We start from the raw sequence: 18,531 nt of genomic DNA on the forward strand, positions 1-18,531 counted from the left end.
TTTAGTTATGTTAGAAGAAGTACATACTAGGCAAAAAATTCGAATTGCATATTGCTTCACTATAATTAACAATTACATTTTACTGTACCTTGATTTCTTTTAGCAAAAGAACTTAATTGCACTTCCCTTGTTCTTTACTGGTTTATTGCAATAGACTTTTCGGAATGCTATAATATTACATATTAACATTTGTATATTACAAAAATAAAAATATTAGGATGTGTAGAAAATGACAAATTCCAGAAACAATTCTAATGAAAAGTCCTTTAACTTTTTTTTACCTATTGCATTTATATTAAGTATTGTACCTATAATAGTTCGAGTAGCAGCTGTTAAACTTGATGAAAATGCAATTAAGATATGGGGTGTTACAGTTAAAGCGGATTTGTTTTCACAAAGAAAAGCTCTTCTTTTAATGATATTTTCCGTTATATTAATTATTACTTGTGTTATTTTCTTCAAGAAAATATTTAGTAGAAAAGATAAGTTAGTTAATTATATTCTAATCGCATGTGGCGTATTTATACTTTTTACATTTCTATCTGCAATATTTTCAAAATATAGACAAGTATCCTTTTGGGGAATATTTGATAGAGCTGAAGGATTTATAACTATTGCGTGTTACATAATTCTCTTTTTATACTCACTTTATACTTTTAAAACTACTAATAATTATAAGTATATTATTACTCCGCTTTTGATTCTAGTATTTATCAATTCATTTTTAGGCCTTTTTCAATATATAGGACAAGACTTAATTAAAACTTCATTAGGTGCTTCTATTGCGGGTGCCAGTTCAAATTCAGGCATAGATTTACTTAATGAAAAAGGAACTATTTATGGTACTTTAGCTAGTTATAATTACATGGGAAGTTTTGTAGCAATTGCTCTACCTATTTTATTCTGCTATACAATTTTCGAAGATGATGTTATGTATAAAATACTATCATTTATTGGTACTCTTCTTTCATTTTGGCTTTTATTCGGAAGTACTGCACGTTCGGGAATTGTTGGTGTATTAGGTGCTTTAATATTTGGTATTATAATATTTTATAAACCTCTTATTAAACGTTGGAAAGGCCTCTTAATTGGTGTTGTCGCTTTAATTATATTGATAATTGGTGCAAATTTTGCATCTAAAGGAAGTCTTTTTAAGAGAATACCTAGCTTAGCATCGGATGCTTTCAGTATTTTTAAAGATACTAGTGATTTTGATTATACAAATTATACTCCTGTAAAGGACATTAAGTATATGGACTCAACGACAGAGGTTGTATTACCTAATGATACTTTAAAAATAACTTATGAAAGTGGTAATCCTGTATTTAAAGATTCAAATGGTGAAGTTGTTCCATATGCTTTAAATGGTAAAGTATTATCGACAGATAGTGAAGCTTTTAAAAATATCACATTCGCTTTTGGAAAGCTTGATAAGAAGTCAGTTATTAGCGACTCACTTCTTTTAAATATAAACAATCAACCAACTTTCCTATTTAAGTTAAATGAAAGTAAAGTATTTCATTTAATAGATATAAGTACAAAGAATTCTTTTGATTTACAAACTCCTGAAACCTTTGGATTTAAAGGTAAAGAAAAGTTAGGATCTTCTAGAGGTTACATTTGGTCTAGATCTCTTCCTCTCATAAAAAACACTATGATACTTGGAACTGGTCCTGATACTTTTGTGTTTGACTTTCCACAAGGTGATTTAATAGGTAAATATTATGCTTATGATACTCCAAATATAGTTGTAGACAAAGCTCATAATCTTTATTTGCAAATAGCTATAAATTATGGTGTAATTGCATTAGTTGGATTTATAGCAATGCTGCTTATTTACATTATTGATAGTATAAAGCTTTATGCACTTAAAAACACCTTTGAAGATAAAAACCAGATGTTAGGTGCTATTACTTGCCTAGGCATTATCGGATACTTATTCGCTGGAATATTTAATGATTCTGTTGTAGGTGTAGCCCCAATATTTTGGATAATTTTCGGGGTTGGTATTGCAATTAACTTTATGAATAGGGAAAATCTTCGTAAGAAAAGTAATAAATAATAATTGTATCTTAATAGATTAATATTAAATAACCAAGAGGGAATACAGATTACCTCTTGGTTATTTTTTTCTTTTATTTAAGAATAGTGCTTAAATAAAAGAAACATATGTCTATCCTTATTCACTTTAGAGATAAATTATTGAATATAAATTACAAAAGTAGATACAATTCTCTCCGAAAATAATACTTTAAAGAGGATACATTAAAATGTATCTTAACAATACTAGATAACTATTTACAAATCATTAATACAGTTTTTTTCATAAATTAGAACTCTTAGCTTCTAATGCATAAGAAGTTTATCAATTGAATTTAATGAAAATAACACACAAATTCGTCCATTCTCTAATTTACAATGTTAGTTGTTAACTTAAAGATGATAGGTTCCAGCATACTACGATGTTTGTATTATAATCTTATGCAATTATACTTACCATAGCTTATTGGATATTAAAATACTTGCTTGCCAATAGAATTACACAAAAACACAAAAATATTAACAAGAAAGAAAGATAAAAACTTAATAAGAACATTTATATAAAATAAACTAATACAAAATAATTACAGTAAAATTTTATTATTACGAAATAATAAATATTATTTATAGGAAATCTAAGAATGGTTTTATAACTTGAAAGTAAGGCTAAAAATGGTCATCATATGATTCACTACTAAAGCCTATTAATTTATTCAAGTTAACTATAATATAGCGGGATTTCTTAAATAAATTACCCTATAATAGCGGCTCTGGATTTAGAACGTTGCAAGCAAGCCTGATATTAATATGAATATAGACAAAATATATATCCTAATCCTAAAACTCTTAGGAATCTATTTCAATATTTCTAAATGATGATACATGCACACAATATAAGTGAATTAAATTACCTATTCTCCAAACAGGAATTACCCCTATTTGTTATCATATCTTACCATGTTTTTATTATCATAAAATCCTTTTATTCTCTCTAATATATCACAATTAATTTTCTACTTTCTAATCTTAATTTAGCACTTAGCCCATTAGAGTTTCAAATGTAAATTCATTATATAATAATATTATTGATAAAAAAAGGACAAGGCTAAGCCTTGTCCTTTTTTATTTATCTAATAAGTTTAGATTAAAACTATTTAACCCAAGCTCCATTAGCTCCTACATAATATCCATCAGGAGTAGTTGTGTTAGCTAACATAGCACCTGATCCATTTAAGTAGTACCAAGTTCCGTTATCATTTAACCAACCAGTTTGCATAGCACCTGATCCGTTTAAGTAGTACCAAGTTGCTCCATCTTGAACCCAACCTGTAGCCATTGTACCATCAGCTTTTAAGTAGTACCAAGCACCACCGTCTTGTAACCATCCAGTAGCTTTAGTTCCATCAGCTTTAACATAAGTCCATCCTGCTGAAGTTTGAGCCCAACCAGCTTTAACTACAGGAGTTGTTCCTTGGTCATCACCCTTATTATCATCGCTCTTTCCTCCGATTAATGAATATACATCATCATCTTCGCTCCAAGCAACCATGTTATCTTTGTCATAAACTGATAATTCATCGAAAGATCCGTCTACTTTGTAAACTTTATCCCAGTCATCAGTACCATCGAATTTATAGATGTATCCACCATCTAATCTCCAAAGGTTTCCATCAACGTCTGTTTGAACAGCTGATGTCTTATCATCTTGAGCACTTACTTCACAATCTTCTTTAGTTTGATCTTCTGAATCAGCATAGTAGTAAGAAGACTTTGATTTTAATGTATATGCTCTTGCAAGAACTTTAGCTCCTGTTGAATCTGCTTTAGTATAAGCTTTATCTGTAGTATAAGCTACTAATTTAGTACCTACTATAGTATAATTTACATCAAGAGTAAGATCTGTAAATAATTCTGCATCATCTAATTTTTGTGCTGAATCATTTGAAAGTGCATAAGTAGTTACAGATTTAGCATATTTAGCTCCATCTACTTCATCAGAACTTTGTGCTTTTGATATTTTTTGAATAGCTTTGAATGTTACTGTTTGCTTATCTGCACCATATTTAAGTACATCAGTACCTGCAGCTAAACCATTAATTTCACTAATTGTAGCAGTAGTTCCTGAAACTTTTACAGTTACATCTACAAGTCTATAAATATAATCTTTATCTTGTGTTAACACTTTTACTTGACTAACACTTGCTCTAAGTGTATCGTCTTTTCCAGCAGCATCATACTTATCATTTGTATTTTCTATAGTATCTTCTTTAGTTATAGTCTTACCATCTACATCTGCAGAAACAGCTGTTGTTTTAACCTTAACTTTTCCTAAGTTATAGTCTGCATCAATGTAATTACCATCTGTATCAGTATAAACATTAAATTTAGCATTTCCACCATTAGCACCATCTAATTTACCAGCATCAGTACTTGCATATTGTGTGTAGTACCAAGGTTTACTATATTTTGCTCCTGGAACTATATTTAATTTAGTTAAATCTTCAGTATCACTTTCATTTTCATCTACAACTTTATCACTTGTAGCTTCAGCATATCTGTCATCTGTATCGTCTTTGATTTTCTTTCTTAAAGCTGCAGCAGCATCATCTGCTGTATCACCTTTAACATCGTCATCAGTTACACTACCTTTATCTAAATCAACAGTGTAGTCTCCATCTGATACATCTAAGTATTTTTCTCCAAATAAATCTGCGTCATCTCCTGAATCAACATCTTCTAATTTGTTGAATTTTCCGTCAGCTACATAGTAAGCTTCTTCATCATCGTTGATTTCTCCATCAACAAAGTATTTACCATCTTTGTATGCTACTGCATTGTATACAGTACCGTCTTCTGAATCAATTTTCTTTACGTCTGCAGCGTAAGCAGGCACTAAAGCCATAACTGAAGCAGCAGCTACTAATAAAGATGTAATTTTGTTTGCTCTTTTAAACATAATTTCTTTTCCTCCTAAATTTTAAAATTCAGATAAATTATAGCATTATTGTACAACTATGTAAAGTTATATAATAACTACTAATGTATATTTTTGTATAAATTTCTTAGTAATCAAATAAATCACATGTAATTTATTACACATTTACATTAACTATAACATGATACCACATTACATAATGCTTGTACATAAAATGCTATTAACTTTCATAATTTACTGTTCTTCCTAGTATTTACTGTAATATCACTAAATAATACAATGCCAAAATTCATTTTGGGTCCTTTTTTAAAAAATATATAAATATTTTTTAGCTAATTTAGAAAATAGTTCTATTAAATTCTAAATTAATTAACTTATACAAGTAAAATTGTATTATTGAGCGTTATATAGTTCTATTTCTATAATTTTAATCTACTTGGATATAATTCATTTTAAATGAATATCTTCTATAACTATCCAAATAAACTTTCATTATACAATACAACTATTTAAATTCATTTTGGTACCTTTTTTTGTATAAATTTAATTTTTTCATTATTAATTACATACCGTTTATCCATATAATGTTCAATATTGAGAATTTGAAATATCACAACAGAGAAATTGGATACATATTTGTAAAATAGGCATTTGAAAATAAGCTGCTTAGGTTCTTAATGGGAGGTTGTTCCATTCAATGCTTGTCACACTGAAAGTGGGAACATGCAGTAATGGGCACAACCTGCCATTTAGAACCTTTCAGCGAAATTTTCATAGTCCTATGGAACAAATATGTATCCAATTTCGGCTAGGATTCTCACTACGCAACACTATCTACTAATTCAAAATTTTCTTCCTAATTATCTATTGTACCAAGCTCCATCTGATCCTAATTTGTATTCGCCAATTGTTGTGTTATATGCCATAGACCCATCATTATTTAGATAATAATATTTACCATTGTTTATGTCTTTAATCCATCCAATCTGCATTATTCCTTGTGAATCTAAGTAGTACCAATTTCCATTTACTAACTGCCATCCCGTTTTTCTAGCTCCATCATCGCCTAGATAGTACCACTTTCCATTATTATTTAGCCAACCTGTCGCCATATTCCCATCGGCTTGTACAAAATAGTTTTGCACCCAAGTATTCTTTACTGAGTTACCTGTTGAATCTTTGTATTGCCATTTCCCATCAACTTGAACCCATTGACTTGTTTTGGTAACTTCTGCTTGTTCACTGCTTTTGGAATTATTATTTGAGTTATCTTTACCTCTAGTAATATTTAAAGTATATACTCTTTCATTATCATCATCATCTTCAACTTTTATATCTATTACATTTTTCCCTTTATTTAAGGATACATCATCCTTAAATTTATCATCTTTATCAACTTTTACTCCATTTATTTTTACCTTATAATCATCATATTTACCGCTATCGCAATCAGGCCTTGCACGAATTGTAATTTTACTTAAATCTTCTGGAACCTGCACGTCATAAGTATAAACTTTTTTTGAGAAGTCTATATTCCCTCCCATTAACGTAATACTGCTTAAGTATACATTATCTGAATCTTCATCGTCATCATCATTTGATCCGGAGTATTTTACTCTAATCTTATATTCATTTACATAAGAATTATCACTATATTTTACTGTTCCCGGATCTCCGTTATATACTCTTACAGTAATAATATTTGTTCCAGATGATAAGTCAACATCCTCTCCTACGTCTTTTCCTTCAGTATCTGATGATGTTTCTTCAAATACTCTTATATTATCTGAATCCACCCCATCTGCATCTATATTTATTTCATCTGCTGAAGTCTTTCTGGTATAGTAAGTTTTTCCAGGCTGTACATCATCACTGTCTACCCTATGCTTATCTGTACAATCACTCTCACTATAAAGAGACATATTATCTCCGTTTGAATCTTCTACTGTTAAATTAGTTATTTTATTAGCTGCATAAGCTTTAGTAGTTAGTAGACCCAAATTAGCTACTGGTGCAATTGTACTAACAGTATTTACAGCTAATATTATGGCTATTATTTTTTTCAAATTTTTGTTCATATATTCTCTCTCCTTTTAGGCATATGAAATAAAATACCATGGTTATTTTTTTATTATGCCTTATATAAAATAATATAAAGAACGCCTATTTCATAAGCGTTCTTTATTTTTAACTCGATTAAAATTAAATTTATTTAATCCAAGCCCCATCAGCGCCTAATCTGTATACACCAATTTTAGTGTTATAAACCATAGACCCATCGCTATTTAAATAATAATATTTTCCATTCCTATCTTTTACCCATCCAGTCTGCATTCTTCCTTCTGAATCTAGATAATACCATTTTCCACTTGATTGTTGCCATCCGACTTTCTTAGCTCCATCTGTTCCAAAGTAATACCAGCTTCCATTAAGATTTAGCCATCCTGTAACCATATTTCCATCAGAGTTTAAATAATAATTTTGTATCCAACTATTCTTTACTACTTTTCCTTCTGCATCATTATACTGCCATATTCCATTTGTTTGTACCCATTGATTAGCTTTAACATCTTTACTTCCTGTATTTGTATTAGTATTAGTTGAACTATTATTTGTATTACTTGAAGAAACATTTCCTCTATTTATAATTAAAGTATATACTCTATCTTTATTATTATGTTCAATTTCTACTTTTATGATATTTTGACCTTTTTCCAAATTAACAGTTCTCTTATAATTATCATCATAATCAGCATCTTCACCATCTATAGTAACATCGTAGTTATCATTTTCTGGTGTTGCTTTTATTGCTACTTGGTTTACATCACTATCTACATTATAAGTATACTTAGTTATTGAATTGGATAAATTTATAGTACTTCCAGCTATACTAAGTCTCTCCAAATAAATATCATCAAAATCTGTTTTATCTGAATCAGCTTCGTCTACATGTCTCACTTTTACTTCATATGTATTTAGCAAATCATACTCATTATCATCATGCTCATTATTTCTTACACTTTCACCGTCTAGATCTTTCCCATATACCTTTATAATAAGATCAGTAACAACTGATTTATCTGTTAACTGAATATCATCCCCTACTTCTTTACCTTTAGTAGAATCTGAACTATCTCTAAATACTCTGACAAAGTTATCATCTGGCCCGCTTATATCCACACTTACAGTTTTTGATGAAGTTTTGGCATAATATGTTTCATCTTCATGAACATCTTCTTCCTTAACTCTATTCTTATAATCATTATCATCATACAGTTTTACATTATTACCATCACTATCATCTAATGATAAACTATCCAATGTACTTTCATCATTAGTAGTCGAAGCATAAGCCCTTGTAGTTAATAGATTTATCTTCGAAACTGGTGTTGCCGCTGAAATTGTTCCTATAGCTAGTACAATTGCAATCACTCTCTTTATATTTTTATTCATAGTCTATACCTCCACTTTTATTATGCATTCTCATTCTAATCTGGTGATTTCTATTTTTGTATCCAAGCACCATCATACCCTAATTTATATCCGCCTACTGTTGTATTATATGCCATGGCACCATTGCTATTTAAATAATAATACTTTCCGTTTGAATCTTTAATCCAGCCTGTTTGTATCTTACCTTGTGAATCCATATAATACCAAGCTCCATCTACTAACTGCCATCCTGTTTTTCTAGCTCCATCACTTCCTAAATAGTACCAGCTTCCGTTATAATTCAACCATCCAGTAGCCATATTTCCGCTGTCAAGTAAGTAATAATTTCCTACCCAAGTATTCTTAACAAAATTTCCTGATGCATCATTATACTTCCATGCTCCATTTACTTGTACCCATTTATTCGCATTAGTTTCTACTCCAGTGGTGTTATTTTGTGTTGAAGTCACACTTCCTCTAATTACAGTCAAAGTATAAACTCTTTCTTCACCACTATTTTCATTTTTGACATCTACCTTAATTTTATTTTCACCGTCTTTTAGATTAACTGTTGTCTTATAATCATCATCTTCAAAAACTTCACTACCGTTAACCTTAACTGTATAAAAATCTTTTTCTGGTTCGGCTTTAATTGTAACTTTATTTACATCACTAGGGACATTAGAACTATAATTTACTTGTGATTGTGATAATGAGAAAAGTCTGCCATCAATGCTTAGTTTATCTAGGTAAATACTATCTTGATGTTCTGGTTCTGCTGTATCTTGCGAGCTTGTACCATTTGATGAAGGATTTCCTCTATTTATTATCAAAGTATATACTCTATCTTTATCACCATCTTCAAGTTCTATTTCAAATTCATTTGTGCCTTCATCTAAATCCACTTCTTTTTTATAGTTATCTGCACTTTGAACATTTTTATTATCAATAGTAACATCATAATCGTCATCTTCTGGTGTTGCTTTAATTGTTACTCTCTTTACATCACTAGCAACATTATAAGTATAAGTTAATTCAGATTTTGACAACTGAACCTTATTATTATTTACGCTGAGCCTTTCTAAATAAATATTATCATTATCCTTATTTTGATTATAATTTGCGTTCTCTACTTTAATCCTATATGTACTTAAGACATTATAATCATCATTATCTTTGTATCTCATATCATCATCTGGTTCTTTGCCATATACCTTTATTGTAAGAGTAGTAGTTGAAGAATCATCTGATAAATCAACGTCCTCCCCTACCTCTTTTCCTTTTGAAGAAGATGATGTCCCATTAAATACTCTAACATATTTTTCATCAGGCCCATCAATATCAATACTTACAGTATCTGATGAAGTTTTTGCGTAATAAGTTTCTCCTTCTTCTACATCACTAGCATTTACTTTGCTGTCATAATCACTATCACTATATAGTTTTATATTGTTCCCATCTTCATCATTTAATTCTAGACGATCCAAATAATCATCATCGTTATCATTTGCTGCATAAGCTTTTGTAGTCAATACATTTATATTTGTAGCAGGCGCTGCTGCTGAAACGATTCCAAGAGCTAACGCTATTGAAACTATTTTAATCATATTTTTCTTCATTTTATTTCCCCCGTTTCTACTTATATATTTAATTAGTAAATACATCCTTAATTAATTATATATCAGGATTAACAATTAAAGTAGGCTTTTTGAGTTTTTTAGTAATATTACCACTAATATAAAATATTGTAAATATATTTAAAGCTTTTGAATATATTTATTTAAAGCAAAAGAAACGTCTATTAAATAAACGTTCTTTTGCTTTTTCAGTTATTATACTATTTATATTCTTAGTTAATCCAAGCTCCATCTGATCCCAGCTTATATTTACCAATCATTGTATTATAAGCCATAGATCCATCGCTATTTAAATAGTAATACTTTCCACTACCTAAATCTCTAACCCATCCAGTTTGCATTGCACCTTCTGAGTCTAGGTAGTACCATTTTCCACCTGCTTGTTGCCATCCTGTTTTTCTTGCTCCATCAGAACCTAGATAGTACCACTTTCCACTATAATTTAACCACCCAGTAGCCATATTTCCATCAGCTTGTACAAAATAATTTTGAACCCATGTATTTTTCACTGTATTTCCTGTTGCATCTTTATATTGCCAGTTTCCGCCAACTTGTACCCATTTATTTGTAACAGTTGCTACAACATCAGTTGCACTGCTTGGTGAACCTGAAGCTGTATTTGTTGTACTTCCTGTAGTTGATGATGTGCCGCCTCTATTTATGATTAATGTATATACTCTTTCATCATCACCATCTTCAAGTTCAATTTTGATTTTATTTTCACCTTTTTTCAAATCTACATCTGATTTGTACTTATCATCATCATCTACACTATCGCCATCTATTGTAACGTCATAATCTTCATCTTCTGGAGTCGCTTTAATTGTTACTTCATCTGTATCACTACTTACATTATAAGTATATTCAACTTTTGATTTAGATAAACTTATACTTTGACCATCTACACTAAGTCTATCTAGGTAGATATCATCGTAATCATCTGAACTGTCACTTGAATCCTCATCATCTGAATCCGAAGAATCAGCTGTACATTTAACCTTTATTGTATATTCACTTGAATAATCGTCATCTTCATATCTTACATCATCATCTGGTTCTTCATCATACACTCTTACAGTAAGAGTAGTAGTTGAATCTTTATCTAAACTTATATCACTACTTATTTTTTTACCTTTAGTAGAATCTGAAGTTCCCTTAAAAACTCTAACATACTTTGAACTTGGTCCATCTATATCTATATTTATAGTATCTGATGAAGTCTTAGCAAAATACTTCTCACCAGCCTCCACATCATCTGCATCAACTTTATCATCACTATCATAGCTACTGCTTTCGTAAAGCTTTATTTTACTTCCACTTTCAGTAAGCAATTGTAAGCTTTCAAGTTCAGTCTCATCATTATCAGATGATGCATAAGCTTTTGTAGTTAAAAAATTTATGTTTGTTGCAGGTGCTACTGCCGAGATAGTTCCTATTGCTAATGCAATTGCAACTATTTTTTTCAAATTTTTATTCATAATGTTCTCCCTCCACTTTAAGCACGCGAAATAAATAATAGGTATGCATACTTGTCTATTATTTTTCGATTGTGCTTTAATTACATATTATGATTATTTTACCACTTAATTCACTATTGTGCACTTGACACACACAAGTTTACAATTTATTTACAGAAGTATTATTATTCTAATTCTCCATCCGTGCCTAATTTATATGCACCTATTGCAGAATCTTTTATCATTTTACCTGTAGAATCTAAGTAATACCATTTCCCATTTGAATCTTCAATCCATCCTGTCTCCATAGCTCCACTACCATCAAGGTAGTACCAGTTTCCAGTTGAATCTTCTAACCAGCCCATTTGCATGGCTCCACTTTTATTTAGATAATACCAATTTTTATTTGTATTTACCCATCCTGTCTGCATTTCACCATTTTCGTTGAAATAATACCAGTTGTTATTATCACTAAACCATCCTGTAGTTCTAAATCCATCTTGTCCTAAATAATAATTCTTTCCGGTATCCTTATCAAACCACCACTTATTTTTTAAAACTGAGCCTGTACCATCTACATATCTCCATTTTCCATCTACTCTTTGCCATGCATTAAGGCTGCCTTCTTGAGTTTGAATTGCAAAGTTTTGGCCGTTTGAAGAATCAGTTTTATTTGCTGATTTACCCCTATATACATTCAAAGTATAAGTTGTATCTTCATCCTCATGCTCAACATATATTGTTATAGTATTATTTCCTTTATCTAAATTAACTGTCTTTTCGAAATTGTCATCTTCATATACTGAGTTTCCGTTAATTTCTATATAATCATCATCATCGTCAGGGTTAGCTCTAACAGTTAATTTGTCAACATCTTCACCAACATTCACATCATAAGAAGTTTTATTTTTGGAAAAATCAACACTTCCATCACTTAAGTAAATTCCATCTAAATAAGCATATTCTCTATCTTCTTCTGCTTCTGATGTACTACTTTCTTTTCTTGCATGAATAATATAAGTCTTTTCACAATCACTTACATCTCCGTCATTATAAGCTTCCTTATATGCTTCTTCACTCTTATATGTTCTTAGATAGATATCTTTATATCCTGAACCGATATTAACATCTTGTCCAACATCTTCACCTTTTTCTGATCTGCTTGATGAAGTGAACATCTTAACTACATATCCGCTTCCTTTTACTTCTGCAGCTACATTAAAGTCACTCACACCTTTAAGCTGCACATAATAGTCAGTATCGCTTGACAAATCTACTTCATCTCCAGAATAACTATCAAGCAATTTAATTTTACTTCCGCTACCCCAAGTCAAATCTAACGATTTTAATTCTCCATTACTAGCATCATTATATGTTGATGCATAAGCTTCAACGCTTCCTAATAGAAAATTGTTACTTGGTGCAAATCCTGAAACAGCTGCAACAACAAGAGTTGCTGCAATTATATATTTAATTTTTTTATGCATAAACTTCCTCCTTATTGTTATTTATAAAATTAATCTATTTACTTTTACATAACTTACTTATTATATAAATAAACATTATATAGTTATAATAACATAACTTAATTTAATTATAAATATAGAACTATAATCCTATACTATTCCAAGTATACTACATAGTTCTAAAAATTCTATTATATAAATATTAATTTTTTATAAATAATTAACTTATATATGTTACAATTCACAATGCACATTTCAAAATTTCTAATAAAATTCTTGCAACATTTTCAGACTTATGATGAAGAATTGTTTTTTAATGTATATATCATATCATCAAAAGATATAAAATGATTTTTATCCCATAATATATGTAGCTATTTCGCATGAACAATCTATAATCGAATAATCTATAATATTGTTGGTTTAAACTTTAATTTAGCAATCATTTGATTAATTAAAACAAGAACTCACTTATAAGAATAAAGCGAGTTCTTGTTTAGTTACTAGTATAGATAAATATCTTTAAAACTAGATTTATGTGATAACTTACCGAAATCATAAATATTTTGATTCCGAAAAGCTATGAAAATATCGTTGAAGATCTAAGCAGCAGGTTGCACACACTTTAGCATGCTCCAACTTTCCTATTGAAGCTCAACTCATTACATTCGCTGAGGAAGTTCGAGAACCCAAAATAAAATGGAACAACCTGCAACTAAGAACCTTTAACAGCTCATTTTCAAATGTTTTCTCCATAGTATGACCCTTGTGATTACAAATATAGATAAACAGAGGCGTATATTAACTTATACACTTAATTAAGCTATTGAATTTGCTAAGTTTAGATAATTGTATAAGTCTACTTTCGAGCGTGGGTATCTATATCCAATTATAAGCTAGACTTATACTATGAAATATATCCCAACTAGAAATAAGAATTATGCTTTTGTGAAATGTTTCATTAGGAATTTGATGGTTTTGATTCTTAGATTAAAAGTTGTTCCAAGTATGCTAGTTCAAAGCTCGCCTTTGAGGCTAGCATCTTGGATGCAACTTGTGATCTTAGAATCATCCATCATAATTTCCTTAGAAACTGAAACAACAGCATAATCCTTATTTCGGCGAACTATGTCATAAATTCAAGTCTCACTTGTCTCATCTATAATTTAATCTAATAAAATAAATTAAACGTACAATTAAATTAATGTTCATAATATTTTCCTAAAGTATTAAAGCTCCACTATTATTGAATTTATACTCTTTTCCATTAATAGTTCTTGTTCCAGTTGCCATGCTACCATCTTCAGTTAAATAGTATTTTGAATTATAGTCAATTAACCATCCTTTTTGCATTGTTCCATCTGCATTAAAGAAGTACCACTTTCCACTATCTGATAACCAGCCTGTCCTCATTGATCCATCTTGATTTAAATAATACCAATTATCAACTTTTTTAGTATCATTATCTCCTGAATTAGTTGATGCATCAGTGTTCTTTTTTTGATCATCTACTGTTTCTTTATGCCAGCCTGTAAGCATTGCTCCGTCAGATCCCAATAAATACCACTTTTCATTATCTTTTTGCCAACCTGTAAGCATTGCTCCCTTACTATCTAGCAAGTACCATTTTTCATTATCTTTATGCCAGCCTGTAACTCTTAGACCATCTTTATCTAAGTAACAGTATACTTTTTGATCTTTATCATAAAGCCATGAACTTTTTAATACTTTTCCATTTTCATCATAATACTTCCAACCATCATCGGTTTGAACCCATTGAGATTTTTTATCAGATGTATCCCCAGTATTATTGTCCTTGCTATCATCTGCTTCCTTACCTCTATTTATAGTCAAAGTATAAGTTCTCTTTTTATCATTTAACTCATCTTCAACATTTACCTTTATGACATTTTTCCCTTTATCCAATGATACTTTTTTTTCATAGTCATCACTTGATCTTACTTCATCTCCATCAATTGTAACTGAATAATCGCTATCTTCTGGCTCTGCACCTATAGTTATTTTACTTACAGACTCATCTAAATCAACGTTGTATGAATTATCATCTTTAGAAAAGTCAATATCGCCTTCACTTAAAGTTATATGATCTAAGTATATATCATCTTCGTTATCAGAATCGTCTCCTCTAGTAACATTTAATGTATATGTTCTTTGATTATCCTTACTATCTGTAACTTTTATTTTAATCTCATTTTTACCTTTATCTAAAGATACAGTTTTTTTATAATTATCGCTAGAATCTACTAAAGATCCATCTACTCTGACTCTGTCGCTATTACTCTCAGGAATTGCTTTAATCCACATGCTCTCAACATTTTCATCAACCTTTATATCATAGCTTGTTTTTCCCTTTATGAAATCTATATCTCCTTTGCTTAAGTCAATATTATCTAAATATATCGAATCTTGAGAATCATCCTCATAAGAACTTTCTTTAGTCTTTCTTACATTTAGCGTATATTCTTCTTTACAATTTGATACATTATTCTTTACTTTATTAAATTCTGATTTAGACTTATAAGTTCTTATATATAAAGTTGTATCACCTTTTCCAAGTAAGATTTCGTCCCCAGGATCATAAGCTGTAGCATTTTCTGCATCAGATGTAAAAATCTTAACTACATAGTCATCACCTTCAGCGTCAGCCGTTATCTTAATTCCATCACTATCATCAGTAAGCTTTGTATAGTATTCTGTTTCATCGCTTAATTTTACTGTATCTCCATTATACCCATCACGCAAATCAAGAGTTTCTCCATCTAAAGATTTTATCTTTAGAGTTTTTAATTGTTCATCGTCTGGAGAATATGAAGACGCATAAACAGGTTTTGCTCCTACAAAATATGTATTTAATGTCGTAGGTGAAATTGTTGAAATTGTATTGACAGCAACTGTGATCGCAATTATTCTTTTTATATTTTTATTCATAAAATTCCTCCTCATCCATTATAAAGTGAATTTTTTAAAAATAACAAAAAAAAATCACTTAACATAATTTTACCATGTTTTTTATATAAAATCTAAATATTTCTAGCATTAATACGACTCTTTTTTCAGATAATAAGATATAACTAAGTTTTATTTACTTTAGTTATCTCAAAATTTTAGACATTATGTACTATAAATAAATTCCAAAAATTAATATGTGAGGAGTGATTACAATGAGCAAAGAAAGAACACCATATAATCCTACTCCAGGAGATTATGATGTTGAGAAGTTATCTGGTACAAGGCCTGAATCTTCTAATAGGCAAGGAGGACGAGATAACATTGCACCAACTAGAAGTTTAAATCCCCTTTCGACTGACGGCCCTAATAAAAATATAACGAGTTCAACATCTTCTAAACCGCATCCAGTAACAGGACCTGTTGCTATGAATGATGAAGATGCTTTTGAATATAAAAATCATAATATTTGAGAAGTTAGGAGTGATTATTAATGAGTAAAGAAAAAATATCATCTAATGAAAATGAAAAATATTATTCTGGAGAAGAATTAACTGATTCACATCCATCAGACCCAAATGATTCTGAACTAAAAAAAATAAAAAGTATGTATCTTCCGGATTCAAAAGCCGACCATGCTCCAAGTGAAAAAAGTATTGAAAATGCTAATGGATTGGAACATCCTGAACCAGTCAAACCAAAATCACTAATATAAATAGCATGAATATAACTTTATCTATATAGATAACCCAACTAAGACCTGAACTTATGCATATAACTCGCCGAAATGAATAATATACTTTTGTTCCAGTTTCTAGTTGGGATATATTTCATAGTATAAATCCAGCTTATAATTGGCTTATCTATAACAAGTCAAAATCTGTTCTATATATATATTTATATTGTAAATAATATTGAGCAAAAGATAGGAGTGATTTTTATGAGTCAATCAAAAATTCCATTTAGTATAAACCCTGGCGATGATTATCCAATGGAAGAGTATAGTAAGGAAAGTTCACCAAAGTCAAAGGCTTCTGATTCTAAAAATGTACGAAAGACTGCTGATTCAGGTGAAAGAAATGCTAAAAGTTTAAATAATGCAAATATATCTAGAACTAATCTAGATACAGAGCTTATTGATCTAAATGCTGACGGCGACTCTGATGAATCTAAATATAGTGATTTAATATGAAGAGCTTAATAAAAATAATTTAATAAAATTAGGAGTGATTTTATATGAGTAAAGAAAAGAAAGTATCTCATACTTCTGATGTGAGAGATGGTAGTAAAAAAGACTTTACTAATTCCTACTTGCCAAAAATGAGAACTAATTATCATCCAAGCAGAGATGATGTTGAAAGTGCAACTGGCGTGGATTTTCCTGTAAATATGCCTAATCCAGCAGTTGACCCTATTGTTGTAAATAATATAGCTAGTCAAGAATTTGATTACACACAAGATATGCTTTCTTCCGATAATTATGAAATAGATGGAGATGATTAGTTATATAAGGACTGCAAAAAATTTAATATATTTTTGAATAAATTTCCCGCTGTTGGTAAGAATAATATTCGTACCCCATAATACTCAGGCACTAAAGTTTATCATTTTAATTTAGTGCTTATTTCCAAAAAGTCCACCATAAATTAAATTTTTATGGTGGACTTTCATATTTTTAACCTATTTTAAATTGTCAAAAAGCCCTTACCTCTAACCTCAGATATATCAATAATTGTTATAAAAGCTCCTGGATCTATCTGATGCACAATACTTTTTAGTTCAACCATTTGGTGTGAGCTTACAATACAGTAAAGCATTTTCTTTTTATCATGAGTATACTCACCTTCCGCGAACAAAGATGTAACTCCACGGTTAAGATCTTTTATTACATAATCAATAATTTCTTTTTCTTTTCTTGTTAGAATCAGAAGAAGTTTTTTACTGCTAAATCCTTTTAATACTCTGTCAAGAACTGTACTTTGAATAAACAAAGAAATAAGAGTATACAATGCTTGTGGAATACCAAATATTAATGCTCCTATAATAACTATTATTAAGTTTAGAGAAAATCCTAAACTTCCTATATTAAAATTCGAATATTTTTTTCTAATAAGCATGGTTATAATATCTGTTCCTCCTGTGGAACCATGTCTTAAAAATACCATTCCGTAACCAATACCACATAAAACCCCACCATATATACAAAAGATAAGTAAATCACCATTCATATCAATTAGGCGCGAAAGTGGTTTTGTTATAAGCAGAGAAGCTGAAAGACTAAGCATCCCTATTGTTGTATAAATCGTAAATGATCTATCGAGTTTTTTATAACTCAATACAAGTAACGGTAAATTAATTATTAAGATTACTACTCCAGATGGAACTTTAAGAGTGTACTCTAAAATCAGTGCAATACCAGTGGCACCACCACTTAAAAGTTTTGCATGTACTAAAAATAGATTCACGCCTAAGGATGCAATCATGCAGCCTAAAAATATGAAAAACACATCAACTATATTATGCTTCAACTTATAATATAAACTCATTTGTATACTCCTTGCAAAATGGTTATTTGGGTTTCATTTCATTTTTCAGAT

13 protein-coding genes are annotated in these 18,531 nt (G+C 30.0%); 5 read left to right on the forward strand and 8 right to left on the reverse strand.

All coding sequences use genetic code 11. The annotated features are described in order from the left end of the window. The first annotated feature begins 229 nt into the window (after positions 1-229). Complete coding sequence (locus KEC93_RS23895) at positions 230-2,062, forward strand: O-antigen ligase family protein (RefSeq protein ID WP_077868312.1); 1,833 nt, start codon at positions 230-232, stop codon at positions 2,060-2,062. A 1,128-nt stretch (positions 2,063-3,190) separates the two neighbouring features. Here the strand turns inward: KEC93_RS23895 and KEC93_RS23900 are convergent. The 7 genes from KEC93_RS23900 to KEC93_RS23930 form a co-directional block, all read right to left on the reverse strand. Next, a complete protein-coding gene (locus KEC93_RS23900) occupies positions 3,191-4,996 on the reverse strand; it encodes an N-acetylmuramoyl-L-alanine amidase family protein (RefSeq protein WP_077868311.1) in 1,806 nt (601 codons plus the stop codon). Between the two features lie 839 nt (positions 4,997-5,835). Beyond that, positions 5,836-7,053: an N-acetylmuramoyl-L-alanine amidase family protein gene (locus KEC93_RS23905; RefSeq protein WP_077868310.1), complete on the reverse strand. Its 1,218-nt coding sequence runs from the start codon at positions 7,051-7,053 to the stop codon at positions 5,836-5,838. A 130-nt stretch (positions 7,054-7,183) separates the two neighbouring features. Next, complete coding sequence (locus KEC93_RS23910) at positions 7,184-8,428, reverse strand: N-acetylmuramoyl-L-alanine amidase family protein (protein WP_077868309.1); 1,245 nt, start codon at positions 8,426-8,428, stop codon at positions 7,184-7,186. Positions 8,429-8,478: 50 nt separating this feature from the next. Beyond that, positions 8,479-10,026, reverse strand: a complete 1,548-nt coding sequence (locus tag KEC93_RS23915; RefSeq protein WP_077868308.1) for an N-acetylmuramoyl-L-alanine amidase family protein — start codon at positions 10,024-10,026, stop codon at positions 8,479-8,481. A 230-nt stretch (positions 10,027-10,256) separates the two neighbouring features. Then, the gene (locus tag KEC93_RS23920; protein ID WP_077868307.1) at positions 10,257-11,522 is read right to left on the reverse strand and encodes a cadherin-like beta sandwich domain-containing protein; all 1,266 of its coding nucleotides are present in this window, start codon (positions 11,520-11,522) and stop codon (positions 10,257-10,259) included. Between the two features lie 164 nt (positions 11,523-11,686). After that, positions 11,687-12,988, reverse strand: a complete 1,302-nt coding sequence (locus KEC93_RS23925) for an N-acetylmuramoyl-L-alanine amidase family protein (protein ID WP_012060918.1) — start codon at positions 12,986-12,988, stop codon at positions 11,687-11,689. 1,200 nt (positions 12,989-14,188) lie between these two features. Further along, positions 14,189-15,916 carry an N-acetylmuramoyl-L-alanine amidase family protein gene (locus KEC93_RS23930; protein WP_077868306.1) on the reverse strand — a complete coding sequence of 576 codons (1,728 nt, stop codon included), beginning with the start codon at positions 15,914-15,916 and terminating at the stop codon, positions 14,189-14,191. Positions 15,917-16,149: 233 nt separating this feature from the next. Here KEC93_RS23930 and KEC93_RS23935 point away from each other — a divergent pair, with 233 nt between their 5' ends. From KEC93_RS23935 to KEC93_RS23950, 4 genes are all read left to right on the forward strand, one after another. Beyond that, positions 16,150-16,407, forward strand: coding sequence for a hypothetical protein (locus KEC93_RS23935; RefSeq protein ID WP_077868305.1), 258 nt, complete (start codon positions 16,150-16,152; stop codon positions 16,405-16,407). Between the two features lie 20 nt (positions 16,408-16,427). Beyond that, the gene (locus KEC93_RS23940) at positions 16,428-16,649 is read left to right on the forward strand and encodes a hypothetical protein (RefSeq protein ID WP_077868304.1); all 222 of its coding nucleotides are present in this window, start codon (positions 16,428-16,430) and stop codon (positions 16,647-16,649) included. A 225-nt stretch (positions 16,650-16,874) separates the two neighbouring features. Then, positions 16,875-17,126: a hypothetical protein gene (locus tag KEC93_RS23945; protein WP_077868303.1), complete on the forward strand. Its 252-nt coding sequence runs from the start codon at positions 16,875-16,877 to the stop codon at positions 17,124-17,126. 44 nt (positions 17,127-17,170) lie between these two features. Further along, positions 17,171-17,437 carry a hypothetical protein gene (locus KEC93_RS23950; RefSeq protein WP_023974354.1) on the forward strand — a complete coding sequence of 89 codons (267 nt, stop codon included), beginning with the start codon at positions 17,171-17,173 and terminating at the stop codon, positions 17,435-17,437. A 182-nt stretch (positions 17,438-17,619) separates the two neighbouring features. Here KEC93_RS23950 and KEC93_RS23955 read toward each other — a convergent pair whose 3' ends face one another. Continuing rightward, a complete protein-coding gene (locus KEC93_RS23955) occupies positions 17,620-18,480 on the reverse strand; it encodes a YitT family protein (RefSeq protein ID WP_012060924.1) in 861 nt (286 codons plus the stop codon). Positions 18,481-18,531 lie beyond the last annotated feature (51 nt).

This window comes from Clostridium beijerinckii, from assembly GCF_018223745.1.
Classification (GTDB): Bacteria; Bacillota; Clostridia; order Clostridiales; family Clostridiaceae; genus Clostridium; species Clostridium beijerinckii.

What these genes read in the sequence shown, in the direction of transcription:
- KEC93_RS23915 (WP_077868308.1), bottom strand. Translation starts at nt 10,026, where the DNA reads ATGAAGAAAAATATGATTAAAATAGTTTCAATAGCGTTAGCTCTTGGA.
- KEC93_RS23945 (WP_077868303.1), top strand. Translation starts at nt 16,875, where the DNA reads ATGAGTCAATCAAAAATTCCATTTAGTATAAACCCTGGCGATGATTAT.
- KEC93_RS23930 (WP_077868306.1), bottom strand. Translation starts at nt 15,916, where the DNA reads ATGAATAAAAATATAAAAAGAATAATTGCGATCACAGTTGCTGTCAAT.
- KEC93_RS23920 (WP_077868307.1), bottom strand. Translation starts at nt 11,522, where the DNA reads ATGAATAAAAATTTGAAAAAAATAGTTGCAATTGCATTAGCAATAGGA.
- KEC93_RS23895 (WP_077868312.1), top strand. Translation starts at nt 230, where the DNA reads ATGACAAATTCCAGAAACAATTCTAATGAAAAGTCCTTTAACTTTTTT.
- KEC93_RS23950 (WP_023974354.1), top strand. Translation starts at nt 17,171, where the DNA reads ATGAGTAAAGAAAAGAAAGTATCTCATACTTCTGATGTGAGAGATGGT.
- KEC93_RS23955 (WP_012060924.1), bottom strand. Translation starts at nt 18,480, where the DNA reads ATGAGTTTATATTATAAGTTGAAGCATAATATAGTTGATGTGTTTTTC.
- KEC93_RS23940 (WP_077868304.1), top strand. Translation starts at nt 16,428, where the DNA reads ATGAGTAAAGAAAAAATATCATCTAATGAAAATGAAAAATATTATTCT.
- KEC93_RS23900 (WP_077868311.1), bottom strand. Translation starts at nt 4,996, where the DNA reads ATGTTTAAAAGAGCAAACAAAATTACATCTTTATTAGTAGCTGCTGCT.
- KEC93_RS23905 (WP_077868310.1), bottom strand. Translation starts at nt 7,053, where the DNA reads ATGAACAAAAATTTGAAAAAAATAATAGCCATAATATTAGCTGTAAAT.
- KEC93_RS23910 (WP_077868309.1), bottom strand. Translation starts at nt 8,428, where the DNA reads ATGAATAAAAATATAAAGAGAGTGATTGCAATTGTACTAGCTATAGGA.
- KEC93_RS23925 (WP_012060918.1), bottom strand. Translation starts at nt 12,988, where the DNA reads ATGCATAAAAAAATTAAATATATAATTGCAGCAACTCTTGTTGTTGCA.
- KEC93_RS23935 (WP_077868305.1), top strand. Translation starts at nt 16,150, where the DNA reads ATGAGCAAAGAAAGAACACCATATAATCCTACTCCAGGAGATTATGAT.